The organism is Bacillus sp. CD3-5, assembly GCF_006349665.1.
GTDB classification, from domain to species: domain Bacteria; phylum Bacillota; class Bacilli; order Bacillales; family Bacillaceae_G; genus Bacillus_A; species Bacillus_A paranthracis.
Window position 1 is genome coordinate 441,856 of record NZ_VEPX01000002.1, and the last position, 22,655, is coordinate 464,510.

Annotated in this window: 22 protein-coding genes and 1 riboswitch; of the genes, 4 read left to right on the forward strand and 18 right to left on the reverse strand. The window is 34.0% G+C overall.

The window, feature by feature from the left end:
• Positions 1–27 precede the first annotated feature (27 nt).
• From FH036_RS27365 to FH036_RS07315, 5 genes are all read right to left on the reverse strand, one after another.
• The gene (locus tag FH036_RS27365) at positions 28–159 is read right to left on the reverse strand and encodes a hypothetical protein (protein WP_000997344.1); all 132 of its coding nucleotides are present in this window, start codon (positions 157–159) and stop codon (positions 28–30) included.
• Positions 160–285: 126 nt separating this feature from the next.
• Positions 286–888, reverse strand: coding sequence for a nitroreductase family protein (locus FH036_RS07300; protein ID WP_001277021.1), 603 nt, complete (start codon positions 886–888; stop codon positions 286–288).
• 57 nt (positions 889–945) lie between these two features.
• On the reverse strand, positions 946–1,596 hold the full coding sequence (locus tag FH036_RS07305; RefSeq protein WP_139895579.1) for a DsbA family oxidoreductase: 651 nt from the start codon (positions 1,594–1,596) through the stop codon (positions 946–948).
• A gap of 72 nt (positions 1,597–1,668) precedes the next feature.
• Positions 1,669–2,100 carry an Rrf2 family transcriptional regulator gene (locus tag FH036_RS07310; protein ID WP_000704084.1) on the reverse strand — a complete coding sequence of 144 codons (432 nt, stop codon included), beginning with the start codon at positions 2,098–2,100 and terminating at the stop codon, positions 1,669–1,671.
• Positions 2,101–2,219: 119 nt separating this feature from the next.
• Positions 2,220–3,089, reverse strand: coding sequence for a LysR family transcriptional regulator (locus FH036_RS07315; RefSeq protein ID WP_098924950.1), 870 nt, complete (start codon positions 3,087–3,089; stop codon positions 2,220–2,222).
• Between the two features lie 97 nt (positions 3,090–3,186).
• Here FH036_RS07315 and FH036_RS07320 point away from each other — a divergent pair, with 97 nt between their 5' ends.
• The gene (locus FH036_RS07320) at positions 3,187–4,092 is read left to right on the forward strand and encodes a DMT family transporter (RefSeq protein WP_044790419.1); all 906 of its coding nucleotides are present in this window, start codon (positions 3,187–3,189) and stop codon (positions 4,090–4,092) included.
• A gap of 52 nt (positions 4,093–4,144) precedes the next feature.
• On the opposite strand, the gene FH036_RS07325 is transcribed toward FH036_RS07320, so the two are convergent.
• The 5 genes from FH036_RS07325 to FH036_RS07350 form a co-directional block, all read right to left on the reverse strand.
• Positions 4,145–4,765 (reverse strand): YcnI family copper-binding membrane protein, encoded by a 621-nt coding sequence (locus FH036_RS07325; protein ID WP_044790420.1) that lies wholly within the window; start codon positions 4,763–4,765, stop codon positions 4,145–4,147.
• Positions 4,766–4,854: 89 nt separating this feature from the next.
• The gene (locus tag FH036_RS07330; protein WP_139895580.1) at positions 4,855–6,504 is read right to left on the reverse strand and encodes a copper resistance CopC/CopD family protein; all 1,650 of its coding nucleotides are present in this window, start codon (positions 6,502–6,504) and stop codon (positions 4,855–4,857) included.
• A 330-nt stretch (positions 6,505–6,834) separates the two neighbouring features.
• Positions 6,835–7,254 carry a VOC family protein gene (locus FH036_RS07340; RefSeq protein WP_000750843.1) on the reverse strand — a complete coding sequence of 140 codons (420 nt, stop codon included), beginning with the start codon at positions 7,252–7,254 and terminating at the stop codon, positions 6,835–6,837.
• Between the two features lie 83 nt (positions 7,255–7,337).
• Complete coding sequence (gene brnQ / locus FH036_RS07345; RefSeq protein ID WP_044790422.1) at positions 7,338–8,696, reverse strand: branched-chain amino acid transport system II carrier protein; 1,359 nt, start codon at positions 8,694–8,696, stop codon at positions 7,338–7,340.
• A 236-nt stretch (positions 8,697–8,932) separates the two neighbouring features.
• The gene (locus FH036_RS07350; RefSeq protein ID WP_139895581.1) at positions 8,933–9,625 is read right to left on the reverse strand and encodes an FMN-dependent NADH-azoreductase; all 693 of its coding nucleotides are present in this window, start codon (positions 9,623–9,625) and stop codon (positions 8,933–8,935) included.
• 291 nt (positions 9,626–9,916) lie between these two features.
• On the opposite strand from FH036_RS07350, the gene FH036_RS07355 reads away from it, so the two are divergent.
• The gene (locus tag FH036_RS07355) at positions 9,917–10,882 is read left to right on the forward strand and encodes an arsenic resistance protein (RefSeq protein WP_113711568.1); all 966 of its coding nucleotides are present in this window, start codon (positions 9,917–9,919) and stop codon (positions 10,880–10,882) included.
• 55 nt (positions 10,883–10,937) lie between these two features.
• Here the strand turns inward: FH036_RS07355 and FH036_RS07360 are convergent, their stop codons facing one another.
• The 3 genes from FH036_RS07360 to topB all read right to left on the reverse strand — a co-directional run bounded on the left by FH036_RS07360 (position 10,938) and on the right by topB (position 16,177).
• The gene (locus FH036_RS07360; RefSeq protein WP_139895582.1) at positions 10,938–12,167 is read right to left on the reverse strand and encodes an MFS transporter; all 1,230 of its coding nucleotides are present in this window, start codon (positions 12,165–12,167) and stop codon (positions 10,938–10,940) included.
• Between the two features lie 108 nt (positions 12,168–12,275).
• A riboswitch (SAM riboswitch) is annotated at positions 12,276–12,381 on the reverse strand.
• 133 nt (positions 12,382–12,514) lie between these two features.
• The gene (locus tag FH036_RS07365) at positions 12,515–13,762 is read right to left on the reverse strand and encodes a DUF4153 domain-containing protein (protein ID WP_139895583.1); all 1,248 of its coding nucleotides are present in this window, start codon (positions 13,760–13,762) and stop codon (positions 12,515–12,517) included.
• Between the two features lie 270 nt (positions 13,763–14,032).
• Positions 14,033–16,177, reverse strand: a complete 2,145-nt coding sequence (topB, locus tag FH036_RS07370) for a DNA topoisomerase III (protein WP_000766732.1) — start codon at positions 16,175–16,177, stop codon at positions 14,033–14,035.
• A gap of 333 nt (positions 16,178–16,510) precedes the next feature.
• Between topB and FH036_RS07375 the strand changes: the two genes are divergently transcribed.
• Positions 16,511–17,056 carry a hypothetical protein gene (locus FH036_RS07375; RefSeq protein ID WP_097851901.1) on the forward strand — a complete coding sequence of 182 codons (546 nt, stop codon included), beginning with the start codon at positions 16,511–16,513 and terminating at the stop codon, positions 17,054–17,056.
• Positions 17,057–17,166: 110 nt separating this feature from the next.
• Here the strand turns inward: FH036_RS07375 and FH036_RS07380 are convergent, their stop codons facing one another.
• Complete coding sequence (locus FH036_RS07380; RefSeq protein WP_000842986.1) at positions 17,167–18,450, reverse strand: aminopeptidase P family protein; 1,284 nt, start codon at positions 18,448–18,450, stop codon at positions 17,167–17,169.
• A 188-nt stretch (positions 18,451–18,638) separates the two neighbouring features.
• On the opposite strand from FH036_RS07380, the gene FH036_RS07385 reads away from it, so the two are divergent.
• The gene (locus tag FH036_RS07385; protein ID WP_098096872.1) at positions 18,639–18,869 is read left to right on the forward strand and encodes a DUF896 domain-containing protein; all 231 of its coding nucleotides are present in this window, start codon (positions 18,639–18,641) and stop codon (positions 18,867–18,869) included.
• Between the two features lie 47 nt (positions 18,870–18,916).
• On the opposite strand, the gene FH036_RS07390 is transcribed toward FH036_RS07385, so the two are convergent.
• The 4 genes from FH036_RS07390 to FH036_RS07405 all read right to left on the reverse strand — a co-directional run bounded on the left by FH036_RS07390 (position 18,917) and on the right by FH036_RS07405 (position 22,576).
• The gene (locus tag FH036_RS07390) at positions 18,917–19,396 is read right to left on the reverse strand and encodes a CcdC family protein (RefSeq protein ID WP_071724322.1); all 480 of its coding nucleotides are present in this window, start codon (positions 19,394–19,396) and stop codon (positions 18,917–18,919) included.
• A 231-nt stretch (positions 19,397–19,627) separates the two neighbouring features.
• Positions 19,628–20,023: a cytidine deaminase gene (locus tag FH036_RS07395; protein WP_113741821.1), complete on the reverse strand. Its 396-nt coding sequence runs from the start codon at positions 20,021–20,023 to the stop codon at positions 19,628–19,630.
• A gap of 33 nt (positions 20,024–20,056) precedes the next feature.
• Positions 20,057–21,358: a pyrimidine-nucleoside phosphorylase gene (locus FH036_RS07400; RefSeq protein WP_001983022.1), complete on the reverse strand. Its 1,302-nt coding sequence runs from the start codon at positions 21,356–21,358 to the stop codon at positions 20,057–20,059.
• A 36-nt stretch (positions 21,359–21,394) separates the two neighbouring features.
• Entirely contained in the window at positions 21,395–22,576 is a 1,182-nt protein-coding gene (locus FH036_RS07405) for a NupC/NupG family nucleoside CNT transporter (protein ID WP_000876191.1), read from the reverse strand.
• Positions 22,577–22,655 lie beyond the last annotated feature (79 nt).

Sequence of the window (22,655 nt, forward strand, 5' to 3'; positions counted from 1 at the left end):
ATGAAAAAATGAAAGATTTCAATCTAATTACTTCTTTTTTTGCATTTGCTTTGCTAACATTTCTTTCACTTGATTATACGTTAACCCTGAATTTTTATTTAAACGCTTTACTTCCTCAACATCAGTACCTACCACTGTATATTTTTTCTCATCATTCATTTTCCTAATTCCCTTCTCAACGGATTATTTCTTATATTTCTTCCCTAAATGCGCATAATTTAACACCACTACAAAAAAGGAAGCTGTTCTTAAGCACAGCTTCCTTCTCGTTACATATTCTATTTCTTAATAAAATTTCACTACATCTTCAGTAGGCAAGAACGTTCTTTCTGCTGGTTGTTCGTTTGGTTCACCAAATGGCATTTGACCTACTAAGCTCCACTCTGCTGGAATGTTCCATGTTTCTTTCACTTCAGCATCTACGATTGGGTTGTAATGTTGTAATGATGCCCCAATTCCTTCAGCAGATAATAACATCCACACAGTATGTTGTAACATTGCATTTCCTTGATGAGACCAGAATGGGAACTGATCTTTATATAATGGTGCGTTTTCTTGCATTTTTTCTACAGTTGCTTGATCTTCAAAGAATAGTACAGTCCCTACACCTGCATGAAAACCTTTTAGTCTTTCTACAGTCGCTTCAAAGTTTTCTGCTGGTACGCGGGCTCTTAATGTTTCTTTTACAATATCCCAAAACTTTTCATGCTCTCCATCCATTAATACAACCATACGACCACTTTGCATATTGAAAGATGTTGGTGCGTGTAAAGCTGTTTTTAACACTTCTTCAATTCTTTCTTTCGTAATTGCATCGTTTTTTGTTACTTTACGAATCGAACGGCGGTTCACGATTGCTTCTTTTAAGTTTGTTGTAGTTGCTGACATTTTAATTCCTCCAAATGTTTGTTTTATGATCTATTTTGTTATTTCATAACAAGTGAATTAGCAATATCCATCGGTATTACATTGCATACCTTCAAATGAATTTGTTTTATCCTTTTCAATTTCTTTATCAATGACCCTTTCTAGCGTTTCTTTACTAGCAAGCCCTTGAATGACTTCATCTCCAATCATGACAGTTGGAACAGCCATAATATTAGCTTCATCATATGCGTGCTGAATTGCTTCTTCATGCTTTTCTTTATATTTACGAGTTACTAAAGCATCCTTAAATTCAGCCTCAGGAAGTCCTACTTCTACCGCTAATTTTGTTAACACATCAATATCTTCAATATTTTGCTCTTCTTGGAAAAATGCTGTGAATACGCGGTGATGATACTCATTACCTAGTCCACGTTCTTTCGCAAATTGACATCCTTCAAAAGCTAAATGTGTATATGGATGTGGTGAAACACGTGGCAAGCGCATTTCAATTCCTAACTTCTTCGCTGTCGGAAGAATGAAAGCATCCCATGAACCTAATTTTTCTGGTTCATTCCATGGATCTATTTTGGAATATGGACTTGGACGCAGCTCAAATGGCATCCATTCAATCTCTACATCTTTCTCTTTCGCTACTTCATCTAATGGACCTTTTGCTAAAAAACAAAACGGACATATAAAATCTGAGTATACTTTCATTTTTACAGTCATAACTTTTCCCCCTTACCTTTATGGTTGTAATCAAATTAGTTACATTAATAACAAAAAAAATATAAATATGATTTAAGCATTCATTTTTTCTTGCAAAGTTTCAAATAAATGCCCCATCGTAATATTTCTCAAAACTTCTTCCATCGCGGATTGCGCTTGAATTAAAATAATTTCTAACACCGCTTGAATGTTCGCCCCAATTGGACAATCTGGATTCGGTTGCTCGTGAATATGAAATAACTTGTCTTCTTCGACTACGTTCACTGCATGATACACATCTAACAATGTGATTTCGTATAAATCCTTTAGTAATCCCGCGCCACCCGGTCCACGATTTACGTAAACAAAGCCAGCTTGTTTCAAATATGACATAATTTTACGAATGACTACTGGATTTGTATTGACACTCTCAGCCATATAGTCTGAAGTACAAAGTGAAGATGGATTGTTTTTCAAAATAGATAAAATATGAACAGCTATGGAAAAGCGGCTACTAATTTTCATCGTAATCACCACCTCGATGTAATCATTATAGTTACAACAAAAAGATAAGTCAACCCTTTTCGTAGATTTTTTATAAGCAAATTAAAAGTGTCCCATTATGATATATGAGACACCTCTTTTTATTCTGCAAATAGCGCTTGAAATTCTTCAATAAATAGCTGCACAGCGATTGAAGAATCCTTTAATGAAGGAACAGCTAAAGCAATTTCTCTCCATACTTGTGGTTCCAATTCTCTCGTTTGCACATTCTGTGGTAAATTCGTTAAAGATAATTGAGCTAATATTGCAATGCCTAATCCTTCTTGAATCATATTTAAAGCTGTCGTAACTGTCGAAATTACATACTCAGCCCGAAGTGGTACGTTTGCTTGTTTAAACATATCGATAATGGGTGGTTCGTATCCGCCCTTACATAATATAATCGGCTCATTCTCCAAATCACGAATTGTAATAGCGTCCTTCTTGCAAAGAGGATGATCCTCTCTTAAAATAACAACCATTTTCCCCTTCGTTAATGGAACAATCTCCATCTCTTTATTAGGCAAAATAACAATTCCTATATCAACAACCCTCGATACTAACCAATCTTCAACTTCCTTAATCGTTCCTTCACAAAGAACGACTTCTAAGTTCGGATACTTCTCCTTAAAATGGTTTATCATTTTTGGTAAGAAATGTGCAGAAGCACTCGGAAAGCTCCCAATTCGAATCGTCCCAACTTCGTGCCCTTTCTCCATTGCAACTTCTTGTTCAATCTTCTCTACACTGCCCAAAATCTCTCTAATATGTACAAGAATTCTGTTTCCTACATCCGTAACGAGTAACCCTTTTCGTTTATCCCGTATAAGAATCGTAACTCCTAACTCCGATTCTATACTTGAAATGGCATGACTTACAGCTGGCTGCGTCATATTTAACACCCGAGCAGCCTTCGTAAAACTACCTAACTCAACAGTTTTTATTAATACTTGTAGTTGTGTAATGGTCATAACTAATCACTTATACTCCTCATAAAAAAGATTCATTTTATTTATTACAGTCGATATCATATCATAGTGAAATGAATAACAACAAGGAGGTCTTACAGTGACACAGCTTTCTCGAACTAAGACGGCCATAATCCTTACCTTTCTCGTTTTCATGTGGGGAATCAATTGGCCTTTATCTAAGTTTGCCTTGCATTATACACCCCCCGTTTTATTTGCAGGCATTCGAACTTTAATTGGAGGATTCATTTTACTCCTGTTCGCCTTACCAAAATACAAAGAGTTGCACTTAAAAGAAACTTGGCATTTATATGTTATTTCTTCTTTACTTAACATCATTATATTTTACGGGTTACAAACTGTAGGTCTTCAATATATGCCTGCTGGTCTATTTTCCGCTATCGTATTTTTACAACCTGTTTTACTTGGTATTTTCTCATGGATATGGCTTGAAGAATCAATGTACGGTTTGAAAATTTTCGGGCTTGTACTTGGATTTATTGGTGTAGGAGTGATTAGCTCTAGTAGTTTAACTGGACATATTTCTGTCATTGGCATTCTTCTTGCATTAGGATGTGCGATTGGCTGGGCACTTGGAACAGTATTTATTAAGAAAACTGGTCACCGTGTGAATGCCATTTGGATGGTAACAATTCAGCTTCTTATCGGTGGTCTTTGTTTAATCGGATTTGGCTCAGAATTTGAAAGTTGGTCTAGTATTGCTTGGAGTATGCCATTTGTTAGTGTACTACTCTTTATTTCATTCTTTGTTATTGCAATGGGGTGGCTTGCATACTTCACGCTTGTTGGAGCTGGTGAAGCAAGTAAAGTTGGGGCTTATACATTTCTTATTCCACTAATCGCTATTATTGTAAGTTCAATTTTCTTACATGAGGCAATTACTATTAGCTTATTCATCGGACTATTATTTATTGTAGTGAGTATTTGTTTCGTAAATATAAAGCCGAAAACACTTGCTGTAGGGCAGCGGGTTGAAGTGAAGTAAATTGACATAAGAAGGAGCCTACTGATTGTAGGCTCCTTCTTATCATTATTACTTATTTTTTACGACGTACCATAAAAACACACGTACCTACCGAAGATACAATCGCTAAAATAGATAAAACAATTGCTATCAATTGCATATTACTAGTACCTTCATTCTTTTCTACATTAGATACTTCACCATGTTCTCCTGTTAATGACGTACCTTTTGCAATTGTAGTAAGTGAATGCGGTTTTTCAGCTTTCTCATCGCCTGTCCATTCCACAATTTCACCGTCTTTATATTGTTGGTATGCATCCCAAGCTATTTTTTGCTCTTTATCCGGATTTTTAGCGACAAAAGTAAATCGCTGGAACTGACCAGGTAAAATCCCTTCTCCTGTTGCTTCCCATACTACAGTTTTCACTTTTCCAGCATTATCTTTTTGCTCTTCCACTTTCCATCCTGGCACTGGTTCATACTGTTGGAACTCTACTCCAGACGGTATTTTCAGTGTAACTTTTGTTGTTGCTATATTCTTTTCAACTGGTACTTTTATCGTGTAAGTCTCCCAAGAACCGATGTCAGAAGTTGCTGGCTTTACAGTAACGTGCGCACTAACAGGTAACGAAAAAATTCCCATTACAATTACTGTTGCGATCATTGTTGTTCCTAATTTTTTTATGCGTTTCATTTTCAATTAGCTCCTTTTTATCTATACCTACTCTTTATCCCGCTATTTGCCGGGTAGCCCAATTGATGAGGGCTGCTTAAAGTTTCACTTTATCTGCCACCTACAATAAATTTATAATCCGTATCAAAGCTATCAAGCGATTTCGTTAATCCATGTACTTGTATATTCCAGTTGCCTGTCATGTTAATATACATACCTTCTGCTTCATATTCTCCCGGTGAAACTGCCGAAACTTTAAATGATCCTTTTCCCATATTCATATCTAACGATTGAGTCGTTAATATGATTTGTTCCATATTAGTAACAGGTTGTCCGTTCTCATCCTTTAAAGTAATATGGAATATATTTTGTCCTACTCTATTAGGACTTACATTTAGCGTCATTTCATATCCATTATCTAATTGTTTACTCTCTGTAAAAGGTCCAGTAGGAGGCATCGGTGGTGTTTGTACGTTTGTCATAAAAGCTACGATTACGAAAATGATAATTCCAATGATAAACTCTACTTTCACCGTAGCACCTAATCCTTGCTCCGCTCTCATTTTCCCTTTCACATAATGAATAATTCCCAATATCCCCATGAAAACGAATAAAAGTATCTTTGCTAGTAAAGCTAATCCATACTTCGTATCAAATAACGAGTGGATTGTTGGAATAAAAAATGTACTGTTAAAAAGACCTGTTATGAAAATCACAATGACAGCGCATGTTGCCCACGGTGAAAAACGCTTAATCATATCCCAATACATATTCCATTTGTTATCCTCTTTACGTAACAGAAGAATAATGGACGATAAACCACCAATCCATAATGAAGCTGCGAATAAATGTAAAAAATCCATAACAACAGCAATATCTTTAAACTTTAAACCATATGCGTGACTATTACATGCTTTCATAACAAGTATCCCAATAAACAACACTATTGGAATACTCCATACTTTAAAAGACGATAGCTTCTCACGCCTCATCGCAAAATACGTAACGATTATAAGCGAACTAATTAGAGCCATTTGAGTAATCCAAACATAACTAAAAACAGAAAGCTGTAACGTTTCTTTTAATAGTAAAGGATTGAATGCTTCTAGCCATGAAACATCAGCATTTATTTTCGCTTGCAGTGGTAGATTGAATAACAAGCTAATAAATATCCCTAATAAGGAAATCCATATTATGTTCTTACTCCTTGATCGAACCGAGGTTGCATTCCCTTTATACATAATAAGATTAAAGAATAGCACTCCTATAAATAGTGAGAAACTTATATATAAAATTCCACGTTCCATGATCATATCAATTTGCGGAACATATCCCATCTCTTCTACTTGTATATCATCTGCTCCAGCTTCCGCTAATCCAATACGGAATGGAATAACTCCTTGAATTGGATGTCCATCAGCTGAAATCACTTTCCACTGAATAGAGTAGAGACCATTTTTAAGATTCTCTTTCAATCCAGCTTCTAATAGCTTTTTATTTTTTTTATCAATATAAGCATCTTTTAAATCGACCCTTTTACCTGATGTATCTCTCACGTACAATGTATTAAAACTTGAGATTTGTATGTCCTCATCGAACTCGATTTTCACAACAGACGGTGCTTTCTTCAATGTTTCATTTTCAGTAGGGTTTGATTTCACAACGTATGCATGAGCAGATGCACTTTTCGGTATCAATATGATAAGCACACATACAATGAATAACAATGTCCCTAACCTTTTCATTACTTTCACACTCATTTCACTTCTTTCTTCCTCATCGCTATATTTTCATTATTTTTACTTCCCGAGTTGGATTCTCGGACGAAATATTAACCTGATTAAATATAATCTTCTATACAGTATAACTATTTATTTCTCTCTCACCTCTAAACTTTCAATAAAATAGTAACTACCTTCATAGATACAACTTACATTTTTAAAGTCGATTGTTATTATATCATAAAATATATTTATGTAAGTTCCTGAAGAGGAAAAGTTATCGTGAATCATTTGTGAAGAAAGTGTGAAATGCATAAATAAAAAAGGTATTACGTTATTACGTAACACCTTCTTAAAAATATCCTTCTTCTATTTCTCTTCCGGATAATCACAATACTCTATGATTGTTCCTTCTGTATCCGCTGGGTTAAGATAAATTAATCTTCTGCCGTGTTTATTAATTCGAAGTGTATGCTCTAACGTTCGAATGCCTTGCTCCTTTAACTCTTCTAAAGCTACATCTAAATCATCTACTCGATATGCAACATGATGTACACCTTTACCTTTTTGTTTGATGAATCTTGCAATTGGCGACGTCGTATTATTCGTCGGCGCAAGCAATTCAATTCTATCTCCCTCCACTTCAAGAATGGCTACTTCGCTTTCAACACCAGGCGCTTCACTTACGTAACGATCTATTAAAGTTCCTGACAACACTTTTTCATAAAAACGTATCGTACTATCTATATCTCGAACTGCGATGCCGATATGATCAATTGTTTTTTTCATTTTATTTCCCCTACTACTTTATTTTCTTTCATTATCAATAGTAACAAAAAAAGCTATAGAAACAAGTTCTATAACTTTTTTATTTAACCTATTTTCTTATTCGCACTAGCTGCTGGTTGAATTTGATTTTTTACTTTTAAAACGCTAATGCCATATCCGATAAATCCACCGATAATCGCTGGGAAGATCCAGCCTAATCCCACTTCCTGCATCGGAAGGAATTTAGTGAACACTTGGCTTACTACTTCAACGTTAACTCCAGCTGCACTTAATCCATCGAATAAGCTGATAATAAATGTTACAATTAAGCTCACTTGATAAACTTCAGCTCTTCCTTTGAATAATGAATGGAAGAATGTTAAGAAAATCAATACGATTGCTAGTGGATAAATTGCTGTTAATACTGGAACAGAAACTGCAATTAATTGTGTTAATCCTACATTTGCAACAATTGCACTAAATACACATAGCGTGATGGCAATTGCTTTGTAAGGGACATTTGGGAATAACTTATGGAAGAATGAAGAACATGCTGACACAAGTCCCACACTAGTTGTTAAACACGCTACTGTAATCATTAATCCTAATAATACTCCACCATATGATCCGAAATAGTAGTTAGAAACTTTCGCTAATACTTCTCCACCATTCTCTAAATGTCCAAGCTTTGCAACACTTGAAGCACCCATATAAGAAAGGGCTGTATAGATAATTGCTAAAATAGATGCTGCAATGATTGTCGCTTTTGCACAAACGATCATAATCTGTGTTTTCGTTTTCGCACCTTTTTCTTTAATTGCATTAATGATGATGATTCCAAATACGAATGATGCAAGTGTGTCCATTGTTAAGTATCCTTCTTGGAATCCTTTAAAGAATGCATGTGATGTATAAGCTTCCACTGGTGCTTGCATATCTCCAATCGGATGTATAAAAGCAACGATTACTAATATACCGATAAAAGTTAACTTAATTGGTGTTAAGATTTTTCCAACAATATCGACAATTTTCGCGGGATTTAGCGAAAAAAAACAAGTGATGCTAAAAAATACAATTGTGAAAAGAATTAAAGGTGTAGAACCTACTCCCTCTGGCATAAACGGCTTAAGACCAATTTCATAAGAAACATTTCCTGTTCTTGGTATTGCAAATAACGGACCGATTGCTAAGTATAAAACTGTTGTAAACACAATCCCGAACACTGGGTGAGCCCGACTTGCTAATGACTGTAAATCATCTTTACCCGAAAAACCAAATGCTAGTACACCTAGTAATGGTAAACCTACACCTGTTACTAAAAATCCAGCGTTTGCAATCCATACATTTTCTCCTGCCGATTGACCAAGCATTGCCGGAAAAATTAAATTTCCTGCTCCAAAAAATAGTGCAAATAACATTAATCCAATAACAACTATGAACGAAAACGGTACTTTATTCGCCATAATATAACCCCCATTCAAATTTCCTTATCTCATTTTCCAATTTTAACTAATTGAATTTTCTGAATATTTAATTTAAGTATCAACTATTCTTGAACTCATTATAGTTTGCTATATAATATTTTGCAATACTATTTTCAAACTTTTCTTTTATTTTATAAATATACATTTTTTAACATGAAATATAGACTAAAAAACCAACATGGTCATCCATGTTGGTTTTTTACATTTATTATCAATTAAAATTTCGCCGCTACTTTTTTAACGTTCTCTAAACCTTCTTCAACAATTTGTTGTGAACGATCTGGATATTGATTGTGCCCTTCAATTACAACAGTCTCTGGATTTGTAATTCCCCAGAACCCAAGTACATTCGTTACATAATTAACTGCCATTTCCATAGGAGCCATTTGTTCTGAAGAGTAATCTGAACCACGAGCACCTAACACAACTACTTTTTTACCACCAGCTAAACCTTCTGGGCCATTAGCTGTATATTTAAACGTTTTTCCAGCTTGAGATAAGTATGAAATATATGTGATTAATGGTGCTGGTACTGTAAAGTTCCATAATGGGAACGCAAATACAACTTTATCAGCTTCTAAAAATTGATTTAAATATTGATCTACTGTAGCAACTGCCTTCTCTTCTTCAGCTGTTAACTCCATACCTTGGCTACGTTTGTATCCACCTGAAATAGCAATATTTCCGTAATAAGGAAGATCTAATGCAAATAAATCTAACTCTGTAATTTCTGTATTCGGATTTGCTTCTTTATAAGTACTTACAAATGTTTCATACATTTTTGAACTAACTGCTTGCTCCGCTGGACGATCGTTTGCTTTTACAAATAATACTTTTGACATTGTTTTATTCCCCTCTACTTTTGTATTTTCTTCTTTTTTACCAAATAACGAGCTAAATAATCCCATTTTCTTCACCTAAACTTTCTTATCATATTCATTATTCAACATCATAAAAATTCTTATTCTAATAAAAAGTTCCAATTGATACCTTAAGTAAAGATAAAAAACTTTTTGTTATTTAATTACCTTATGTAAGTGATTGTAATATAGCCGCTTACTTTAGTCAAGTAACTTTTAATAAAAAAATAAATCTCAAATTAAAAATATTTACTAAAATACAATTGAACACCAAATACGACTTTATTACTTGTATAATAAATTTAGAGAGGAAAATTCATATTTAGAAAGGATTTATTCATGAGCACTATAGAAAAGATTCAAACTTTTATTATTCTTTTGGCTGTTACATGCGGCATCGTACTCGGACAATTTAATTTTATACATATGTATTCAGACAAATTTATTGTTCCCTTCTTATTTTTCATGCTATATGGATTATTCCTCAGCATCCCATTAAAAGAAATAAAAAACGGATTTCACAATTTAAAATTTGCGGGAACAAGTCTTACTATTAACTTCTTATGGACACCTTTACTCGCTTGGGGATTAGGATCACTATTTCTTTCAGATCACCCAGCACTTTGGGTTGGATTTATAATGCTAATGGTTACTCCATGTACAGATTGGTACTTAATCTTTACTGAAATAGCAAAAGGTAATGTAGCACTTTCTACAGCGATTTTACCAGTAAATTTAATTTTGCAAGTACTACTACTTCCCATTTATTTATTTTTATTCGCTGGTGTTATGAAGACTGTAGCGGTTTCTGTTTTAGTAGAAAGTATTGTTATCGTAATCGTCTTACCATTTTTACTTGCACACGCTACAAAATTCATTATGAATAAACTGAAAAAAGCTGAAACGCTCGAGAATACACTCATTCCGTTTTTCAGCTCTGCCCAAATTGTATTTTTAAGTTTAGCAATCGTAGCAATGTTTGCATCACAAGGTAAATATTTACTACAAAATATGAATGTCGTTTTATTATTACTCATTCCTGTTCTATTGTTCTTCATTATTAATTTTGTACTAGGACAATTTATCGGGCGCGTTATGCGTTTATCTTATAAAGATACAGTAAGTCTAAACTTAACAACGTTAGCAAGAAACTCACCTGTTGCACTCGCTATTGCTGTAACAGCTTTTCCAAATGAGCCTCTTATTGCACTTGCACTCGTTATTGGACCGTTGATTGAGCTACCAGTACTTGCTTGTGTTTCACAAGTGTTGTTACTTATTAAGAAAAAACGACAATACGCATAATAAAAAACGTCCCGTAATAGGACGTTTTTTATTTTTGAAAAATTTCATACAACACTTATTTCTTATGTATCAATACAAATGAAATAACCGAAACTACAAACGTAATAATCCCAATAATAATAAATATAATAGACGCGGAAATTGACTCTAGGGAATATCCCGTTATTGCAATTCCTATCGGAGTTGATACTAGTAATAACGAATTTAAGAAACCGAAAAATCTTCCTTGCACTTCATTTGGAATTAACTTTCTATACAACACTCCAAAATATACATTACTTACTCCAAATGCAATTCCTGACAGGAAATAATAAACTGAAAATAATATCGGATTTAACGTCGTACCCATTGCCGCATTAAAAATTCCCATAATAGCAGTACATATAAAAGCAGTCGTAATCGTTTTATATGTACGAATCTTTTTCGTAATAAATGCTCCTATTAAAATCCCTATCGGTGATGCCGCAAAAACTATACTATACCATCCCGTAGAAAGGTCCATTTCTCTAACAACTATTACTTGTAGCGAAAGCATACAAGCCGCTCCAAGTAAATTAATAAGCGCAGCGCTCATAAGCAATGTTTTCAATGATTGATTACTATTAAATATGGAGAAACCCTCTTTAAAGTCTTCGTAAAAAGGCTTTTTCTTTCCTACTTTTAATTCACGTGGAAATTTAATTTTCATTAAAATTAAAAATGATATAAAAAATGTAATTGCATCTAACACAAATACTCCATGAAAATTAAAAAGACTAATTAAAAAGCTAGCCATTAAAGGAATGGCTACCGATATGATTTGTATTGAGATTTGTCTCAGTGTAATCGCCTGTTGAACATGCTTTTCTTCCACATATGTCACTAATGCTGCATTTGAAGCTGGAGTAAATAAAGCACTTCCAATTGAACGTATTATAAGTACAATTAGTAACGGAATGTATAGCATTTTATTATAAAATGCTATAACTGCAATTAAAATCATGACGATACATCTCATAACATCCGCAATTATCATAAGCTTTCTTCTCGACATTCGATCTGCTAACGTTCCTGTTACAGGTGCAAATAAAATCGCCGCCGTCGCAATTGCAACGTTTACTCCAGAAACAAGTAATGGAGAATTCGTTAATTTCATTACCCATAACGGTAAAACGAGCGTAACCATTGAATTGCCTATCAAAGAAATGCAACTTGCTAAGAAAAAATACAAAAAAACTTTATTGCTCCAAATATTTGTGCTATTCTCTTTTAAATCCTCAATTCCATTATTCACTGCGTCCTCCATTTTCCTCTTGTATATTTTCTTTAATTCTTCCTCACCACCTTTCAAAACCTCTATTTAAATGAGAAAAAACCTTCTTCAAAATAAGAAGAAGGTTTACTTATAACCGCATTCTTATCTATTGGGACTTTTAGATCCTACAGGATTTAGCACCTTTATTTAACATTAGGTTGCTGAGGCTTCGAAGGGCCAGTCCCTCCACCTCTCTTAATAAGAAGTTTTTATTTAATTATCTAAATTCATTATATTTTACATCAAAATAATTTCAATATGTTTTTCTATACAGTTAAAAGAAGATGACATCTATCATCTTCTTTTAACAATTTTGTCGTTACGTTAACAAGACCTTTCTAATTAAAAATGATAGGAAACGTAAATATAACGAAAGCTGCCCAAAGTCCGTAAATTGGTAAATACTTCGTAACGGCATCTTGGATAGCTGTCGGTCCTGATTTGTTTTGCAAGAAACGCATATAGGAAAACATAATCCAAATGAGATTTGCCCAGATCAGTATGTTTACCCCTAAAACAGCAAGTCTATTAGGTGTAATCCCGTAAGAAGAAAGTCTAAATACAATGGCTGATAAAGCGACAGTGTCAATAATAAGCGCCAGAACAATTAAGGCAAAATTTATATAGTCTGAAATGTTCTTTTTCTCATCTGAATCACTCTCAACGATAGAAAATATAGTAACCGCCAATACACCAAGGAGTATTCCGTTAAAGGCCATTAAAAAATTGCGATCCAAGAATGGATTTTTCCCGACCCAAATTACCGTTATTAGATAGATAAACAATGTAATCAAGACAAGTGGACTAAAAATTTTAGATATGTATGGTGTAATATTTTTAGCAAGTTTAAGATTCAATGATACTAAGTATGCAGCCACTACAGCGAGAGCGGCAGCTCCAAATAAAACAACATTACTAAAATAGAACTCTCCTATATCCAAGTCAACAAAGCTAAATAATCGCATGGTGAATACTGCTAGTATCATTCCACTCACTGCCATGCTCGCGTAGAGAAGACCATATTCTAAATTAAATTTAATATAAGCTAATCTTGTACTACCTTTTGAATATTCATTTCCTGTAAACGCAAGTCCCAATAAGATCCATAACAATATAGGAAGATGTAAATACGCAAGGATACTGCTGTCTTTATAATTTAATGGCAACATATTAAGATACAACCCGGCAATTAGGAACAACGCTGCAAGGAAATAAATAATACTTTTTTTCGGGGTATTATTGTAAACAAAATAAGCAGCGATAAAGGGAATTACACCAAAAGCTAGGTTAATTGGAGCAATTGCTTCCTGCTCTACAAAGTGGAAAATGATTCTAGTGCTTAGCCCAGCTAGAATAGCTAACATGCCCATGAATAAGAAACCTTTTTGAAACAGTGATATTTTTTCTGCATTTGTCTTTCCCTTGAAATGCAATCTTTCATACCAGGTAGCTAGCACCTGAGAATCAGAGTTTTCATCCCATGCTTGTGAGAATGACTTTTTAAAAGCTTTCGGGTCTTTTCTATACATTCTCTCCAACTCATGAGGGTTATCCATATTTTCAATAATCAAATTGTGATCGTTCATAGTTTTACCTCCTCTAATAAAAAACAGCTTTGTTACCTTTCTATAAAAAGCATCTCACTGATTTATTATGATAATGATTTTAATACACAATTTATTGTTTTACAATAAAAAATTATCAATTATAAAGATTTTTTTATTGTATATTTTATTTTTAATAAAAAATAAATAGTACTACTTATTCAAAAAAATATCCTATAGAATAGACTTTTTTAAGTGTCTATTCTATAGGATACAGTTTAATTATCATATTTTTTTATTTGTTGGAACTACCTAATTCTCAAACACAAAATTAATCTTATTATCTTTCCACTCTAACTTCGCATCAAATGTTTTCTCGCCCTTTTTAAAACCTTTAATTAAATCGGTCTTTTCACCTTTTAAGAGTTTTGTCATATTCTTTTGCGAAATTGTTTTACTTAAAATCTTCTTCGAGATAGTAAAATCACATTGCGTTGTATTGTAGTTAGAACAACCGTAAAACGTTGACTTATCAATCACATCGCCATCGCATTTTTTACAGCTACCAACCTTTTTACCTGTTGTAAATTTCGATCCTTTTCGTTCAATCGATTCAACATGTAATCCAGTGAAATCCCACTTCTCCGACATTTCCACTGCATCTTCAATAATTTTAGCTGATAACTTTTTCGTTTGTTCCATAAATGTAGCTGGTGAAGCCGTGCCTTCACCAATTTCTGCAAGACGCTGCTCCCATTTCGCTGTCATTTCTGGTGAAGCTAGTATTTTGTCACCGATTGCGGTAATTAATACTTTCCCTTTATCGGTCGCATACACTTGGTTCTTCTTCACATCTATATATTTACGATCTTTTAGCATCGTAATAATACCTGCACGGGTCGCTTCTGTACCTAAACCTTCTGTTTTCTTTAATACTTTCTCAAGCTCTTCATTCTCTAAATACTTACCAGCTGTTTTCATTAACGTAATAAGTTGTCCTTCTGTATAACGCTTCGGTGGTTGTGTTTTTCCCTCTTTCACTTTCACCTTTACAACTTTTCCTTCTTCACCTTCAGCTACAATTGGAAGAATGGTTTCGTCATCTTTATCGTCTTGGAAAATAACTTTACGCCAGCCTTCTTGAATTTGCTGTTTTCCTTTTGAAATAAATTCAGCACGTTCATCTACAAGCGTTACAATCGTTGTATAGTCAAAGATTGCAACTTCATAATGAGCTGCAATAAGCCTTCTTACGATCATATCGTAAATTTTCTTTTCATCACCTGATAATCTACTTGGATTTGTAACTTGCTCTGTCGGAATAATGGCATAGTGATCTGTTACTTTCTTTTCATTCACATAACGCTTATTGTTCATAATCGATTCAACCGGAGCTGGTAATAAATCTTTATATTCATCAAACTGACTTAACTTCTGTAAAATATCAGGGAACGTCGCTGCCTCTCCTTGGGTAACATAGTTGGAATCCGAACGAGGATAAGAAACAATCCCTTTTTGATATAGTGCTTGCGTTATATCAAGCGTCTTTTTCGGTGAAAACTTAAAGGCTTTATTTGCCGTTGCTTGTAGTGATGATAAGTTAAATAAAAGCGGCGGCTGAAATTCTTTACGCTCCGTTTTCATTTCCTTCACTACTGCCGGTTTACCTTGGCAAAATGCTGCAATTTTATTCGCCATATCAGGGTCTTTTAAGCGGGATTCACTATCCTTCTCCCATTTCCCCTCATACTTCTTTCCTTCTATATTAAAGGTTGCGAACACTTCCCAGAACGGCTCTGACTTAAAGTTTTCTATTTCCTTTTCACGCTTTACGATTAACGCGAGTGTCGGTGTTTGTACACGACCAGCTGAAAATACATCATTCATTCCTTTTTTCTTTAACAAAATACTAAACACACGCGATGCATTCATACCAACAACCCAATCCGCACATGACCTTGTATACGCCTCATAGTACGTATTGATTGTATCTGATTCGTCAAGCAAATTTTTAAATCCTTGGTAAATAGCTTGCTTCGTTAAAGAGGAAATCCAAAGACGCTTCATCGGCTTTTGTACGTTACAAAGATTAATAATGTTTCGTACAATTAATTCCCCTTCACGCCCAGCATCGCCCGCATGAATAATTTCTGTTACCTGTGGATTATGTAACAGCTGTTTCACAATGTTAAACTGCTTATACTTTGACTTTGTTACTTCAAATTGAAAACGCTCTGGAATCATCGGTAACGTATCAAGTGACCATTTTTTCCACTCTGCGTGATAATGTTCTGGATTACATAACTGCGTCAAATGACCAATTGCCCATGTACAGTACGCTCCATTTGGAAATAACTCATTCGCTTCTACTTCTAAATATCCATCTTTCCGGCGATATTTAAACTGTGAAACAAGAGCCAAACCTTGATCTGGTTTCTCGGCAATAATTAATTTCATTTTATAACTCCCTATCTGTATTCCACTGTTACTTTCATTGTCTATCTGTTTAGAAGCGATGATAAAACAACAATCTTATTTATCATTCGCGGGTTGTCCCGAGTAATGGGATAACTATAATATTATACGCTTATTCTTTATTGCTTCACAATAGAAACTCATTATATAACACTTTCTTTCACATGTTCACCCGTAAAAAAAGACGTAAAAAAATCAAACGCCACCTTGCTTTCATTTATGAAATTGTGCAGATAATATGCAGATATAAATAAGCATAAGTACTCTCTATATGAACATATGATGAAGTGAATGATAGGACAGGGAGGTATCATGATGTTTGCTTATACATTAACTGCCTTAATGCTTTGCTGTATCTCAATTATTATTACATCATATATTTCGAAACGTAGTGGTACCCTAATGGAGTATATGGTATTTATTATGTCTTTTAGTATGAGTATCGGTTTAAGTATAGGTTTTTATTTAGGTATTCTATTTAAAGGAGAATTGCTATATTCTACTTTGCTTGCTATTTTAATTAGTGGATTTATCGGCTTTTTTATCGGTCTACGTTTTCATCTGTACACTGCTTTAGAAGGAATGTTCTCTGGATTAATGGCAAGTATGATGGGAGCAATGATTACAGAAATGTTAAACGCTCAACAAGCTCATAGTATACTCTTTATTAGCCTTTTACTTACGATAACAATAACTATGTCATGTATATTTCAAATTTTATCAGAAACCTTTTCTACTTTTATTCAACGACGTTTTTTGTTATTACTTTCAATTAGTGTGGTAATTATCGTTGTCGTATTCGTGACATTCCCAGATCATACTCCCCCATCTTCATCCGGGCATGATCAACATATACATTGACATTTGGAATATAATTGACTTTATAAATTGAAGATGCTTTTCGAGGAAATATCGCCGTTTCAAATGAACAAAATAAAAAGACGCTCAAACTTGAGCGTCTTTCCCAATCATTATTTCGTAACAACTTCATCTTTTTTTACATGTACATTATTTTCTCTCATAAACGCTTCAATCTCTTCAACTTCTCTAAGGATATCTTTTGACAAGTTTTCGTATCCGTCTTTCGTTACAAGAATATCATCTTCAATACGAATTCCAATCGATTCTTCTTCAATATAAAGACCAGGTTCAATTGTAATAACCATGCCTTCTTCTAATACTCTATCTTTGTATGTCCCTACATCATGCGTATCTAAACCAAGGAAATGGCTGACACCATGATAATAATATTTTGATAACTCTTCATCTTCTTGAATTAAACCAACCGCTTTACACCCTTCTGCAAGTACTTTTTTAGCATGCTCATTTAATGCAGCGAACTTTAAGCCTGGCTTAATAATCTCTGTTGTTTCTTTTAATGCTTTTAATACAATATTATAAATTTGTTTTTGGCGACTAGAGAATGTTCCATTTGCCGGGAATGTATAACTAATATCAGCGTTATAGTAGTCTTTTTGAGCTCCTAAATCTAGTAATACTAAATCACCATTTTGAATTTGTGCATCATTATCTTCATAATGAAGAACTGTAGCATTTTTCCCACTTGCCAAAATTGTATTGAATGCATGATGTTTAATACCAGAAGATTTCAGTGTGAAATCAAACTGGGCTTCTAATTCATATTCCATCATGTTTGCTTTTGCATGCTTAAGTACATTGTAAATACCGTCTTTCGTTATAGCAATCGCTTCTTTCATAATTTCAATTTCTTCTTCTGTTTTAAACACTCGTAATTCACAAATATTTGGATATACATTACCAATTGTTACGTGGGGGTATTGTTCTCTTACATGTTTAGCAAACGCTAATGTTTTTGTCTCTGTACCATTCCACTCACGACGCTCTAAATCTAAAAATAGATGCTTCACATTTTCTGTAAAAAATATATTTGACATCGTCTTTTCAAAGCTATCTAAAGATACAACTTTCTTTATACCTGAAATTTTCTCTGCCTCTTCGCTAGAAACTGTTTTCCCAACCCATTTTTCCATTACTGGATCTGATTTTTCAATGAAAAGTGTCTCTTCTACACTATTCCCAAACTTTTTCAGCATAAAAATAGCATTTGGTTCATCGATTCCTGTTACATAATAAAAATTCCGATTCGGCACAAACTTATAATGTGCATCCGCTGACATATGAGGTGCTTGTCCAGCAAATAAAATTGTAATTGATTCATCTGGTAATGTGTTTACTAATCGTTCTCTATTTTGAGCAAAAAATGTTGATTTCATAATAATCCCCCTAGCGTTCTATGTATGATTAAAAAATAATTATCTAATCAATTCATTTTATTATTGTTACAATTTTTCGTCAATTTTTAACCTTTTTTGATGGTGTTGACATAATTAAAATTACACGTTATGATAACTATACATTAGTAAGCAGCTAATATAATTAAATCAAACTAGAGGTGAAACAAATGAAAAACATTTTATTCCGTATTAACGAATTATCAAAAAAAGAAAAAGCATCTGGATTAACAGTTGATGAAAAACAAGAACAACAAATGTTGCGTCAAAACTATACACAAACATTTCGTGGAAGCTTAGATTCCATTTTATTAAACACAAAAATTGTTGATCAAAATGGCCTTAACGTTACACCAGCTGCATTACAAGATGCTCAAATACGTTTAAAATTAAGCAAATGAGTTCCGCGCAAAAGAATTTCAATAAAACATAAAAAGAGCTGGATTTCCTATATAGAAATTCCAGCTCTTTTTATTGTTTTTTCTAATTTAGCATACGAACGATACATCGCAATTCTCCACGACACAATCATCGCAAATGCGAGTAAGAAAAACATTCCACTTAACTCTGCTAAGTCAATCGATTGACTTAAATACGATTTCATTACTACTCGCACTGCTAATAATCCAACTAAAATAAATATAAATGCTTTTGACGGTTTCATATATATTTGTTCATTTCTTATTTCAAACTTCGTTGTTTTAATAAGGAATATAGAGAAAATAAGTCCTACAGTAATTGCTTCTACTATTTCTAATGACGTTAACCGAAACGCTGGTAAGAAGTACATCATAGCACCAGTACTCATAAAAAATGGGGGCAATATAATTTTCTTTTTCGTTACCGGTTTTTTCGCTGCTTTAAAGCGAAGAAACATGACACCAACAGCCATACAGACTGCTACAATACTTGATAAAAGTGCTATCATACTTTCCACTCCTATCTATTTAAATGACTTTTTGAGCAAAATCATAAATTAATAAATAACTACAAGCACCATTATAGAATTTCTTCATTTTATTCCTCCTGTTGTAAACTTTCCCTGTTCGCTGCAATCATTTTACGCAAAGTTTATGAACGGAATATGAACAAAATATTACATTCTTTTTTTCAAACAAAAAGCCATTCCGCAATTACTAATTGCAAAATGGCTTTCAACTTATTTTAAATCGTCATTTGTAAAAGCACCAGGCAGTAACTGCTCAACAGTCACTTCTTTTTCATCGCCTTTTACATTCGTTAATAATACAGGCATTTTCGGTTCACAGAATTCAGCAATTACTTGTCTACAAGCACCACATGGTGAAATCGGTCCGTCCGTTTCTCCTGTAATAACTAAGTAACTAAAGTCGCGCTCACCTTCTGATACTGCTTTAAAGATCGCTGTTCTTTCTGCGCAGTTACATAAGCCATAAGAAGCATTTTCTATATTACAACCAGTATAGATTTTACCTTCTTTCGTAACTAACGCTGCACCAACAGGAAATTTTGAATACGGAATATATGCTTTTTCTAACATTTTATTTGCTTCTTCAATATATTTTTTCTTATCCATATTATTTCCTCCTCAAAGTAAGTGTAATGATGATTAGTCAGTAATAACTGTATGCACTAATTTAGGAGCCACTGCTGTTTCAGCAATAGAAATGTTCTCATAAATTTTTGCTTTTACATCTTCTACATTTTCGCGATTTGCATAAATCGTTACGAATGGCTCGCCTTCTTTTACTGCATCGCCAACTTTTTTACGTAACATTAATCCTACTGCTAAATCGATTTCATCTTCTTTTGTCGCACGGCCAGCACCAAGTAACATAGCTGCGATACCAATTTCATCTGCAACAATGTTAGAAATAACACCTGAAGTTTTTGCAGGTACATCAATTACATATTTCGCTTGTGGCATTTTTTCTGGATTGTCTACAATTGAGCTATCTCCGCCTTGATTGCTTAAGAACTCTTTAAATTTCTCAGTTGCTTTTCCGTTTTTCATAACCTCAATTAGCATTTCACGCGCTTCTTCTAATGTATTTGCTTTTTTCGCAAGTACGACCATTTGACTTCCTAATACGAGTACTAATTCTGTTAAATCTTCTGGACCTTCACCTTTTAACGTATCAATCGCTTCTTTCACTTCTAGAGCGTTACCAATTGCAAAACCAAGTGGTTGTGACATATCTGAAATAACAGCCATAGTTTGACGTCCTACATTATTTCCGATACGTACCATTGCATGTGCTAATTCTTTTGCATCTTCTTCTGTCTTCATAAATGCGCCAGCACCTGTTTTTACATCAAGTACGATTGCGTCAGCACCAGCTGCAATTTTTTTACTCATAATTGAACTTGCGATTAAAGGAATTGAGTTTACTGTTCCTGTTACGTCGCGTAATGCATAAATCTTTTTATCTGCAGGGGTTAAGTTTCCTGTTTGTCCAATAACAGCTACTTTGTCACGGTTTACAATATCAATGAACTGCTCTTTCGTAATTTCAACGTGGAATCCTTCTACCGCTTCTAATTTATCAATTGTTCCGCCTGTATGTCCTAAACCACGACCAGACATTTTTGCTACTGGTACATCTAAAGCAGCTACTAATGGTCCTAATACTAATGTTGTTGTATCACCAACACCGCCAGTTGAATGTTTGTCTACTTTAATTCCTTCAATTGCTGATAAGTCGATCGTTTCTCCAGACTCAACCATCGCCATCGTTAAATCTGCACGTTCGCGATCTGTCATATCTTTAAAGAAGATTGCCATTGCAAGTGCACTCACTTGATAATCAGGAATACTTCCGTCTGTATATCCATTAATAAAGAACTTGATTTCTTCAGTCGTTAATTCTTTACCGTCACGTTTTTTCGCAATAATATCTACCATTCTCATTACAATCACCATTCCTTTTTATATGATATGAATCTATTAAAATAATAATCCTACGATTGTTGCTGATAAGAAACTTACTAATGTTGCACCGAAAAGTAATTTCAAACCAAATCTTGCGACTACATTCCCTTGTTTTTCATTTAAGCTCTTAACTGCTCCTGCAATAATTCCAATTGAAGAGAAGTTTGCAAATGAAACTAAGAATACAGATATAATCGCTGTCGTTCTATCTGAGAAATTAAAGTTTCCTTGTGCTAAATCTGTCATAGCGACAAATTCATTTGATACTAATTTTGTTGCCATAATATTTCCGGCATTAACTGCTTCATGCCAAGGTACACCCATAATAAATGCAAATGGCGCAAATACATAACCAAGAATCTCTTGGAATGAAATACCGATTACACCTTTAAATACGGCATTAATGAATGCGATAAGAGCAACGAAACCAATTAACATAGCTGCTACTGTAATCGCAACTTTAAATCCGTCTATAATGTATTCTCCTAATACTTCAAAGAAAGTCTTTTTCTCTTCCTCTTGTACTTCTAACATATCTTCTTCTTCAGTAACTTCATAAGGGTTAATGATAGAAGCGATAATAAAGCCACCGAATAAGTTAAGCACTAAAGCGGTTACAACATATTGCGGTTTTAATAACACCATATACGATCCAACGATAGACATTGAAACGGTAGACATTGCAGATGCACATAATGTATACATTCTTTTCTCTGGCAATAATCCTAGTTGTTTCTTAACTGAAATAAACACTTCAGATTGTCCTAAAATCGCAGAAGCAACAGCGTTATATGATTCTAGTTTCCCCATTCCATTTACTTTACTTAATGCTAGACCGATAGATTTCACGATAATAGGTAACACTTTAATATGTTGCAAAATACCGATTAAAGCTGAGATAAATACGATTGGCATTAATACACTTAAAAAGAACGAAAACTCTTTTTGATTTACTAATCCACCAAATACGAAATTCACACCGTCAGCGGCATATTTTAACAGCTCTCCAAAACCATCTGCTATTCCGCTAATTAATATATTCCCGACACTTGTATTTAATAATAGAAACCCCAAAATGAATTGTAATATAACCATCGTTATGATTGGGCGATATTTGACTTTCTTTCTATCATTACTAGCAAGCCAAGCGATACCTAAAATCAATACGAGGCCTAAAACACCGATTAAGTATTTCATAAGCCGTCTCCTCCCATTCGTATCCGCTTACATTATTTTCAATTGTTAAAGCAATAGATACACTTTACTTTGTGTATCT

What these genes read in the sequence shown, in the direction of transcription:
- FH036_RS27365 (WP_000997344.1), bottom strand. Translation starts at nt 159, where the DNA reads ATGAATGATGAGAAAAAATATACAGTGGTAGGTACTGATGTTGAGGAA.
- FH036_RS07300 (WP_001277021.1), bottom strand. Translation starts at nt 888, where the DNA reads ATGTCAGCAACTACAACAAACTTAAAAGAAGCAATCGTGAACCGCCGT.
- FH036_RS07305 (WP_139895579.1), bottom strand. Translation starts at nt 1,596, where the DNA reads ATGACTGTAAAAATGAAAGTATACTCAGATTTTATATGTCCGTTTTGT.
- FH036_RS07310 (WP_000704084.1), bottom strand. Translation starts at nt 2,100, where the DNA reads ATGAAAATTAGTAGCCGCTTTTCCATAGCTGTTCATATTTTATCTATT.
- FH036_RS07315 (WP_098924950.1), bottom strand. Translation starts at nt 3,089, where the DNA reads ATGACCATTACACAACTACAAGTATTAATAAAAACTGTTGAGTTAGGT.
- FH036_RS07325 (WP_044790420.1), bottom strand. Translation starts at nt 4,765, where the DNA reads ATGAAACGCATAAAAAAATTAGGAACAACAATGATCGCAACAGTAATT.
- FH036_RS07330 (WP_139895580.1), bottom strand. Translation starts at nt 6,504, where the DNA reads ATGAGTGTGAAAGTAATGAAAAGGTTAGGGACATTGTTATTCATTGTA.
- FH036_RS07340 (WP_000750843.1), bottom strand. Translation starts at nt 7,254, where the DNA reads ATGAAAAAAACAATTGATCATATCGGCATCGCAGTTCGAGATATAGAT.
- brnQ (WP_044790422.1), bottom strand. Translation starts at nt 8,696, where the DNA reads ATGGCGAATAAAGTACCGTTTTCGTTCATAGTTGTTATTGGATTAATG.
- FH036_RS07350 (WP_139895581.1), bottom strand. Translation starts at nt 9,625, where the DNA reads ATGGGATTATTTAGCTCGTTATTTGGTAAAAAAGAAGAAAATACAAAA.
- FH036_RS07355 (WP_113711568.1), top strand. Translation starts at nt 9,917, where the DNA reads ATGAGCACTATAGAAAAGATTCAAACTTTTATTATTCTTTTGGCTGTT.
- FH036_RS07360 (WP_139895582.1), bottom strand. Translation starts at nt 12,167, where the DNA reads ATGGAGGACGCAGTGAATAATGGAATTGAGGATTTAAAAGAGAATAGC.
- FH036_RS07365 (WP_139895583.1), bottom strand. Translation starts at nt 13,762, where the DNA reads ATGAACGATCACAATTTGATTATTGAAAATATGGATAACCCTCATGAG.
- topB (WP_000766732.1), bottom strand. Translation starts at nt 16,177, where the DNA reads ATGAAATTAATTATTGCCGAGAAACCAGATCAAGGTTTGGCTCTTGTT.
- FH036_RS07375 (WP_097851901.1), top strand. Translation starts at nt 16,511, where the DNA reads ATGTTTGCTTATACATTAACTGCCTTAATGCTTTGCTGTATCTCAATT.
- FH036_RS07380 (WP_000842986.1), bottom strand. Translation starts at nt 18,450, where the DNA reads ATGAAATCAACATTTTTTGCTCAAAATAGAGAACGATTAGTAAACACA.
- FH036_RS07385 (WP_098096872.1), top strand. Translation starts at nt 18,639, where the DNA reads ATGAAAAACATTTTATTCCGTATTAACGAATTATCAAAAAAAGAAAAA.
- FH036_RS07390 (WP_071724322.1), bottom strand. Translation starts at nt 19,396, where the DNA reads ATGATAGCACTTTTATCAAGTATTGTAGCAGTCTGTATGGCTGTTGGT.
- FH036_RS07395 (WP_113741821.1), bottom strand. Translation starts at nt 20,023, where the DNA reads ATGGATAAGAAAAAATATATTGAAGAAGCAAATAAAATGTTAGAAAAA.
- FH036_RS07400 (WP_001983022.1), bottom strand. Translation starts at nt 21,358, where the DNA reads ATGAGAATGGTAGATATTATTGCGAAAAAACGTGACGGTAAAGAATTA.
- FH036_RS07405 (WP_000876191.1), bottom strand. Translation starts at nt 22,576, where the DNA reads ATGAAATACTTAATCGGTGTTTTAGGCCTCGTATTGATTTTAGGTATC.